The organism is Deltaproteobacteria bacterium CG11_big_fil_rev_8_21_14_0_20_42_23, assembly GCA_002796345.1.
Classification (GTDB): Bacteria; UBA10199; UBA10199; order 2-02-FULL-44-16; family 2-02-FULL-44-16; genus 1-14-0-20-42-23.
This window is the reverse complement of record PCXC01000019.1, coordinates 273-7,902: the sequence shown is the minus strand read 5'-3', so window position 1 is coordinate 7,902 and position 7,630 is coordinate 273. Positions and strand designations below refer to the sequence as shown.

General features: G+C 40.6%; 7 protein-coding genes. 2 read left to right on the top strand and 5 right to left on the bottom strand.

Going from position 1 to position 7,630, the window contains the following annotated elements; translation table 11 throughout:
• Positions 1-156: 156 nt before the first annotated feature.
• Positions 157-990: a hypothetical protein gene (locus COV43_02475; protein PIR26208.1), complete on the bottom strand. Its 834-nt coding sequence runs from the start codon at positions 988-990 to the stop codon at positions 157-159.
• A gap of 294 nt (positions 991-1,284) precedes the next feature.
• Between COV43_02475 and COV43_02470 the strand changes: the two genes are divergently transcribed.
• Positions 1,285-1,809 (top strand): DNA-binding protein, encoded by a 525-nt coding sequence (locus tag COV43_02470; protein ID PIR26207.1) that lies wholly within the window; start codon positions 1,285-1,287, stop codon positions 1,807-1,809.
• Between the two features lie 62 nt (positions 1,810-1,871).
• Here COV43_02470 and COV43_02465 read toward each other — a convergent pair whose 3' ends face one another.
• From COV43_02465 to COV43_02450, 4 genes are all read right to left on the bottom strand, one after another.
• A complete protein-coding gene (locus COV43_02465; GenBank protein ID PIR26206.1) occupies positions 1,872-2,192 on the bottom strand; it encodes a hypothetical protein in 321 nt (106 codons plus the stop codon).
• Positions 2,155-3,576 carry a hypothetical protein gene (locus tag COV43_02460; GenBank protein PIR26205.1) on the bottom strand — a complete coding sequence of 474 codons (1,422 nt, stop codon included), beginning with the start codon at positions 3,574-3,576 and terminating at the stop codon, positions 2,155-2,157. Before COV43_02460 ends, COV43_02465 begins: the two co-directional genes overlap by 38 nt.
• Positions 3,577-3,579: 3 nt before the next feature.
• Entirely contained in the window at positions 3,580-4,440 is an 861-nt protein-coding gene (locus COV43_02455; protein ID PIR26204.1) for a hypothetical protein, read from the bottom strand.
• Positions 4,441-4,711: 271 nt separating this feature from the next.
• Entirely contained in the window at positions 4,712-6,076 is a 1,365-nt protein-coding gene (locus COV43_02450) for a hypothetical protein (protein PIR26203.1), read from the bottom strand.
• 272 nt (positions 6,077-6,348) lie between these two features.
• Here COV43_02450 and COV43_02445 point away from each other — a divergent pair, with 272 nt between their 5' ends.
• Positions 6,349-7,494, top strand: coding sequence for an AAA family ATPase (locus tag COV43_02445; GenBank protein ID PIR26202.1), 1,146 nt, complete (start codon positions 6,349-6,351; stop codon positions 7,492-7,494).
• Positions 7,495-7,630: the final 136 nt, after the last annotated feature.

The following is a 7,630-nucleotide window of genomic DNA, read 5'->3' as shown; positions in this document are numbered from 1 at the left end:
TGGGCTTGCACCTCATAAAAGAAAAAATTACTTTGCTTATTACTTCTTTCTCAAACCTAAATAGCACACATTTTTTGCCATTATGCCCAGAATGACAGCGCGTGACTGTCCACACGTTCTAGAGGTAAGGAGTTTAGTGCTTGAAAATAAATCTCCTTACCTCTCTCCTTCAAAAAATTCTTTCAATTCTGGAGTTGAAGAAATTATGGTCAAGGTATCACGTAGAGCAAGACATTGATTATAGCGTATAGCATCATTTTCAGACCCACACCCACTTCGATGCACTATTTCAGCATACCCTAAACACCTTGCAATAACAGATTCTGCAGCACCAATCGCAAGGATCATGGAAACAGTGCCTCCAAAAAGATATGCAAAAATATTTATCTTTTCTGCAGAAAAAAGAGCAGTTCCAAAATGAGCAGCACACAAGATTCCACCTAGAACACCAAAAACACGAACACTTAAAGCCAACTTTTCGAGATTGGCATAGCCGTGAAGAAAATATTTTTTTTCTATTCTTGTTTTGAGACACTCAAGCTCAGCTTTCACCAGTGGATCAAAACGATCTACAAATACAGTTATGCCAGCATCAGAAATCAATTTGGCATAAGCAGCTTCTCCAAAAACATCATAACTATCCGAAGCCTCAAAACCTGCTTGTCGTAAGGCTTGCAGAGGATTGTTTGATTCAGCAAGAGCTCGAAGCTGAGCATCAAAATAAGGACGCATGGTCGCCTGAAAACGATTGCACGCTGTTGGGTGAAAATCACTCTTCTTGGGAGCTTCTTCAAAAGCGGTTCGTAAAGCACATGCTCTGCTGGAATCAACTTTCTCCATAAATGCCAAAGCAGTTTCTGGAGCATAATTCCCTTCAGCCGCATAGCCTTGAGACCCCATAAACCTTACGGCCAAACGCATTTGAGAAAGTAAACTTGCAGAAGCAAGGGCGGCCTGTGGTGTTGCAAGTTGTAAAGCTGGCATCGACATTTTCAAAGTCCTCAGGAAAAAAGGTGCTTACTCTCTTTATCGAACTGATGCAAAAAAAGTTGCTTGTGGTGGGAGGTTAACCTGGAATGGAAGAAATGAGCTTTTTTAGCCTAATCTATTCTTTAGAAACACAAATAAACACACATCGCTAAATTAAGAATTTGACAAGTGAACGGATTTAACTTTACGCAACTTAACATCCTCATTTGCACCACCGATATTTAGAAAACATTGTATTGTTAAACAGTTAGAATCTTAAGATCACAAAATGTGACCTTAAATTAAAGGTAAACCATGACAACACATCAAGCTTTGATAGCCACAAAATTGATTGAAAGAAAAATTTACCTTTTTCGACACCACAAAGTAATGCTTGATGCTGATCTTGCAAAACTCTATGGCGTTACCACAAGTGCATTCAACCAAGCTGTGAAGAGAAATAAAAAACGATTCCCATCCGATTTTATGTTTCAACTCAACGATGATGAAGTTGCTTATCTCCGACAAACTGATGACCCTAAACGCGGGCATGGAAAGCATCGAAAATATGTTCCTTATGCATTTACCGAACAAGGTGTTGCGATGCTGTCCAGTGTGTTAAAAAGCGAACGTGCAGTTCAAGTAAATATTGAAATCATGCGAACCTTTGTAAAACTTCGAGAAATGATTTCTACTCACAAAGATCTTGTACGAAAAATTAATGTTATGGAAAAAAAATACAATCAACAATTTAAAATGGTTTTCGATGCCATCCGAGAATTGATGACTCCGTCTTCGCCGAAGAAAAAACATCCAATTGGATTCAGTGCTGAGAAATGAAAACGTTCACCTTTCAAACACACTTCCATCATCAAAAATAATGCGTCTCATCTCCACATCAATTATGGTTCCACCATCAGCAAACGATAGCCAACTCTGGGCTCTGTAATAATAAGCTTTTGCGGACTATCACTTGGTTCAATTTTCTTTCTCAACTGGCCTAAGTAAACGCGAAGATATTGAGTCTGTTCAACTGCATTTGGGCCCCATACTTCTTTTAAGATTTGTCTTTGTGTTACCACTTTTCCCACATGTTTGATCAGCAATTTCAAAATGGCATATTCTGTTGCCGTAAGGTGAATTTCACAACCATTCACTTTTACAACATGACTTGGGAAATTTACCTCAAGAGATCCAGAGCGAAAAACTGTTTCTCCTTGCATACCTGAAAATGCATGTCGTTCTGCTACTCGCAAACTCAACAAGATCAACGGTTGTAGGACGACTTAAAGATTCCTGTAAAAATTGTTTGGTTGTAGTTGTGAGGCTCTCTTTTAAAAACAGCATAAAGAAAGCGATGAAAATCATATATCCCAGTCCACCAATGTTACAGCCACCCAAAGCTGTATTTATCGCAGCTTGCCAATACACTTCCACTGCCTTTATACGTTCATCTTCCAAAACAAAGGGAAGTGCTTGAATATCATCTCCATCAAACGGATCCGAGAAAAAATTTCCCAAATCGATAGTGACTTCTGGCAGCACTCCCAAAAAAGCTATTGGTGTGTCAAATGAATTAAGCGCATTTATAGCTCCATCAGCCAGATCTTCAAGAAGAGGTCTGTTCACATTGTTTACCTCAACAACTCCACCACTTGCTCCATCCAACACTTCTTTAATGGCGGTATAGCTATAGGCAAGTGCATAACGTAAGTTAGTGCGAGCCGAAGCCAATCTGTTGTCTGCTCGCAAGGCAAATTGATCATTCAGTAAATTCACAAGTCCGGCCTTGGTTACAAGTGCTTCACCTTGTTCATCGATAAGGGAAGAGAGATCAATATCAAAACGATAACTGTTCGCAAAATCAATACCAGCAAGGGTTGCAAAAGCACTTGAAAGTAATTGAGTTACATCAGCGTGATTCAAATCAGTATCACGATCACCATTGTACAACTCTTTTGGAATGCTAAAACGTACCGTCTGATTGTTGTAGGCAAAAGTAAGATCGGTTACAATTTGCTGCAAACTGTCTTCGCCAAGTTCTGCCATGGATGCTGCAAGATCTTCAATGGTGTAACCCGCGGCAGTTCTACTGATGATACATTTGCGATGAGCACGCCCCCAACATCCTTGCAAATTTGCAAAAGGAAGATCGTGAAATTCGAAAAAATCCCTTTGCGGTTCATCATCAACCCACGAAAGCAGCAAGAAACCAGTTTCATCATCAAAAACTGTCGCCTGCACATCCCAAGGGCCTTGTCCAAATTTGGAGAGAACTGTATCGGCAATATCTGTTTCAGGAAGAAGCAAAATATCACAAATGGCGCGACCAACCCTGGCTTCATCTACACTCACTTCAACAAATGAAAGCTTAGGAACAAACGTATCACTTTCAGAACCTGCAATACCTCTCAGAATGATTTGAGTGTAAACGTCTCTCGCTTCAGAAATACTTCCACTGGCAAGCGAACTTTTTGCCTCAGTTAACTTTGCCACAGCTTCTGAAGGCGTTAAAGGATTCCCAATATTCGTTGAGGTTCCATTTCCACAGGCCAGAAAACTTAGTGCCATGAACATCATCAAACTTCGTTGCAAACACTTCCACATAATTTACTCCTTCTTACTTTTTTCTCTTTTTCCAGGATGGGTGAGATGAAAAAATTGATAGTTTAATTGGCAGACACGCTCTGCCTTCTCGGTACTTTTTGAAAGGTAGTCTTGAATCTCTTCTCGAAATTGGCCGATACGCTTTTTCACTTCCGAAAATTCTTCTTCGCTCAATGACATCGTGAGTGAAGAAATATCGCGAATGCTTGAGTCCTGCTCCAACGCATCATAACCACATTTGATCATCTGCTTATGAAACTGCGCTGCCGTAAGCGAAGCCACTTCACGTTCGGTTGCAATATGTGGATCATGTGCAATCCATTCCCCTTTTTCATTTTTTGTAATCAACTTGAGACGCTTTAAAACTTGAAGCGCATCACTTGCCTGAAGTGAGCTAATTTTTGGATTCAGCTGCTTTGCCACCCAAGCGGCATCATCCTTAAACCCTTCCAAATTTACGAGTTCGCGAATGGCAACGTAATACCAACGCGAAAAGTATTCGTATTGTTCTGTACCAATGGTTTGAGCCTGCGCATATGCTTTGAATGAAAGTAATTTTTCAAAGCGATGCACTTTTTCATCGTCAGACTTCGCTTGATTAAAGGCAACAAGCGCCTCAAAAAATGCGTGCTCTTTTTTATTCAGCTTCATTGCCACTGCCAGTTGATGAACAGCAGTGTTAGAAACCCGTTTTTTTCCGGCAATGATATGCTGAATATAATTTGGAGCACCAAAACCCGCTCTTTTCGCAAAAGCCCGAAACGAAAAGATACCCTTCATCTGCTCATTTTTGAGGCGATGAAAATCACTCAAAAGCTTCTTGAAATCAGAATAGGTAAAAATGTTAAAAAGACTGTTTTTCATAAGTGTGCGCTTGCTTGCTCAATATATCGGCTGAGAACAAGGCAAAGTTGCGAAAAATGACTCAAAAACGAATACTTTGGTATTCAGTCTTCATAAGCCAGTTGAAGAAAAAAGAGAGGTAAAACGAATGATTTCAGCAGGTTAAATGAACTTTTCGTAAGAAATAAAATATGGGATATAAGCTTCAGGTTCTCAATTGAGTATTCGGCAAAAAAAACTCCCACTCAGACAAAAGAGTGGGAGCAAGTTCTTCAAACGCTTTCGGAAAAATCTATCTGGTAAGAGTACGCCACTTTCCAATTCTCATTGCTTCAAGTGGAGCAAACACTTCCACAAATGGATCAACAACACTTCTGCTTGCAGCAGAAAACACCCTTCCACAATCGCCAACATTACAACCACCAAGCGCTGTGTTTATAGCAGCTTGCCAATAGGCTTCCACAGCTGTGATGTGGCCATCTTCCAAGACAAAGGGATCTGCTTGAATGTCACTTCCGTTAAACGGATCCAGAAAAAAGCCTTTCAGGTTTACTGTCACCGAAGGAAGCACTCCCGCTAGGGGGGTAGGTGCATCAAAAGAGTTAAGGGCTGCTGCTGCACCATTGGCCAAATCATTGTAGATGTGTGCGTTTGTAGCATTCATCACAAGCGTTCCGGTATTTGCCCCATTCAACACCTCTTGAAGGGCAAAAGAACTGTACATCAATGCAGAACGTAAATTTCTCCTCGCTTCAGTCAAACGATTGTGGGCTCGCAAGGCAAATTGCTGATTCAAAAGATTTACCATGGTTGCCGAAGTCACAAGAGCTCTGCCTTGTGCATCAACAAGAGATGAAAGATCAATATCGAAATGATAGCTATTGGCAAAATCAATACCAGCAAGCATTGCATGAACACCGGAAAGAAGTTGGGTAATGTCTGCATGACTCAAATTAATATCGCGATCACCATTAAATAAATCTCTCGGGATAACAAAGGATATAGCCGGATTGCGGTATGCGTAGGTTAAGTCTTCAGCGATTTGACGCAAATTGCCTTCACCAAGTTCCAACAAAGAATTTAAAAAAGTTTCAGTTTTGTAAGGATTCACTGTTCGGCTTACGATACACTTGTAGCTGTGGTTACCCCAACATTCCCCCATGCTTCCAAACGGAAGATCATGAAATTCAAAAAAATCTGACTGCGGCGCATTATTCACCCAAGAACGTGCTAAAAAACCTGTCTCATCATCAAAGACTGTAGCTTCAACATCCCAAGGTGATTGCCCAAAAGAAGCCAATATTTTTGTAGCAGTACTCGCCTGCGGAAGAAGGAGCAGATCACAAATGGCACGACCAATTCGCGCTTCTTCTTGACTATAATCAATAAGAGCTGCCTTGCCTGTCGCAGTTTCATTATCTGAAGTTGTTGTACCATCAACAATTTCTGTATAGAGAGCTCTTGCTTCCAAAACCTTACCCGTCGCAAGCGCCACTTTCGCTTTCTCCAATTGAGTACCAGCTGCAGAAGGAGTGGAAATCACAGGGTCCACAGGATCTGCAGAGTCCGCAACAACTTTCGTTGACTTTCCACCACTACAAGCCACGAGGCTTAAGATAAGCAAAAGCACTGCATTAATCTTTAAACACTTGCGCATGATCCACTCCTTTTTAAATGTGAGATGCCCGCAGAAACTGCGATTTTTTATCGTAACAGCAATATCAATGCACGGCAAGATAAGTGATGAAAATGAATGGAGAAAATGAACACTATGGCATTCGTTTTTGTTTTTTTTGCGAAGAGAGTGAAAGCCACCTTCTGCCGCGCCTGCTTACGCTGCATTTTCGACAGAGATTCTTTACGCCATAGATTTTGCACAATTTTCAAATTCAAGTTGAATTTTGTTCTAACTTATAATAAGCTCTTAAAATGATTCAGAGAACAATAGAACAACTTGTCTTAAAACGAGCAGCCCAGTATCCGGTTGTCACACTGACTGGCCCGAGACAATCCGGCAAATCAACGCTTTGTCAGGCTCTTTTTCCAAACTACAAGTATCTTAACTTGGAAGATCTGGCACTCAGAGAATTTGCCAGCTCAGACCCAGTCGGCTTTATCCATCAAAACCAAGGTGGTGTAATCTTAGACGAAATTCAGCGCGTACCAGAGCTCTGCTCACAGATTCAAGTTTGCGTTGATGCAAACAAACGCAAGGGAGAATTCATCCTCACGGGTAGTCATAATTTATCGGTGAGGCAATCGATCAATCAGTCTCTTGCTGGAAGAACTGCTGTTTTAGAACTCCTTCCCTTTAGCTTGAAAGAGCGCCAAAATTTTCCTTCAAAAGATTTGCAAGAAATTCTCTTTCAAGGCTTTTACCCAACAATATTTGATCAAAATATTGAGGCCAATGTCTTTCTTGCAGATTATATCGCAACTTATGTTGAACGTGATGTGCGAGATTTGGAAAACATCAGAGATCTCACCCTTTTTAAAAAATTTTTAGGATTGTGTGCTGGTCGCGTTGGACAACTTGTCAACTTATCAAACCTCTCAAATGAGGTTGGGGTTTCGAGCACCACATTAAAATCATGGCTCACGATTTTAGAGGCAACTTACGTTGTTTATCTTCTAAAACCTTTTTATAAAAATCTGAATAAGCGACTGGTGAAAATGCCAAAGCTTTATTTTTATGATACGGGACTCATGGCACATTTGTTGGGGATTCGTAAAAAAGAGCAGCTGATCAACCATCCCTTACAAGGAGCTCTTTTTGAAAATATGATGATTGGGGAAATGAAAAAACAAATCGCTCACAAAGGATTGCAGCACGAGTTGTACTTTTACCGTGACAGCAAAGGGGTTGAAGTTGATCTCATTGTCGATCAAGGAACAAAACTACTTCCCATCGAAATCAAGATGGCTCAGACCTATTCATCTGGTTTTTTAAAAAATAAATCGATGATCGAAAAAGATCTCTCTCTTCCCGCAGCAAAGTGGCAAGTTGTTTATTCAGGGAGCACTCAACAACGAAGTGATGTTGATATTTGGAATTTTGATGAATTTGAGTTGTGAAAGGAAATTTGCAAGATTAAGACATCCCTTTCCACTTCAAAAAAAGGAGCATAGCCTAAAAATCATACTCTTTTTTTGCGGAGAGAGCGGGATTTCCTTTCCATCACCACTCGACAAGAACAAAAATCGTGTCTCG

Coding starts and splice junctions, on each gene's coding strand:
- COV43_02455 (PIR26204.1), bottom strand. CDS start 4,440: ATGAAAAACAGTCTTTTTAACATTTTTACCTATTCTGATTTCAAGAAG.
- COV43_02450 (PIR26203.1), bottom strand. CDS start 6,076: ATGCGCAAGTGTTTAAAGATTAATGCAGTGCTTTTGCTTATCTTAAGC.
- COV43_02445 (PIR26202.1), top strand. CDS start 6,349: ATGATTCAGAGAACAATAGAACAACTTGTCTTAAAACGAGCAGCCCAG.
- COV43_02460 (PIR26205.1), bottom strand. CDS start 3,576: ATGTGGAAGTGTTTGCAACGAAGTTTGATGATGTTCATGGCACTAAGT.
- COV43_02475 (PIR26208.1), bottom strand. CDS start 990: ATGTCGATGCCAGCTTTACAACTTGCAACACCACAGGCCGCCCTTGCT.
- COV43_02470 (PIR26207.1), top strand. CDS start 1,285: ATGACAACACATCAAGCTTTGATAGCCACAAAATTGATTGAAAGAAAA.
- COV43_02465 (PIR26206.1), bottom strand. CDS start 2,192: ATGCAAGGAGAAACAGTTTTTCGCTCTGGATCTCTTGAGGTAAATTTC.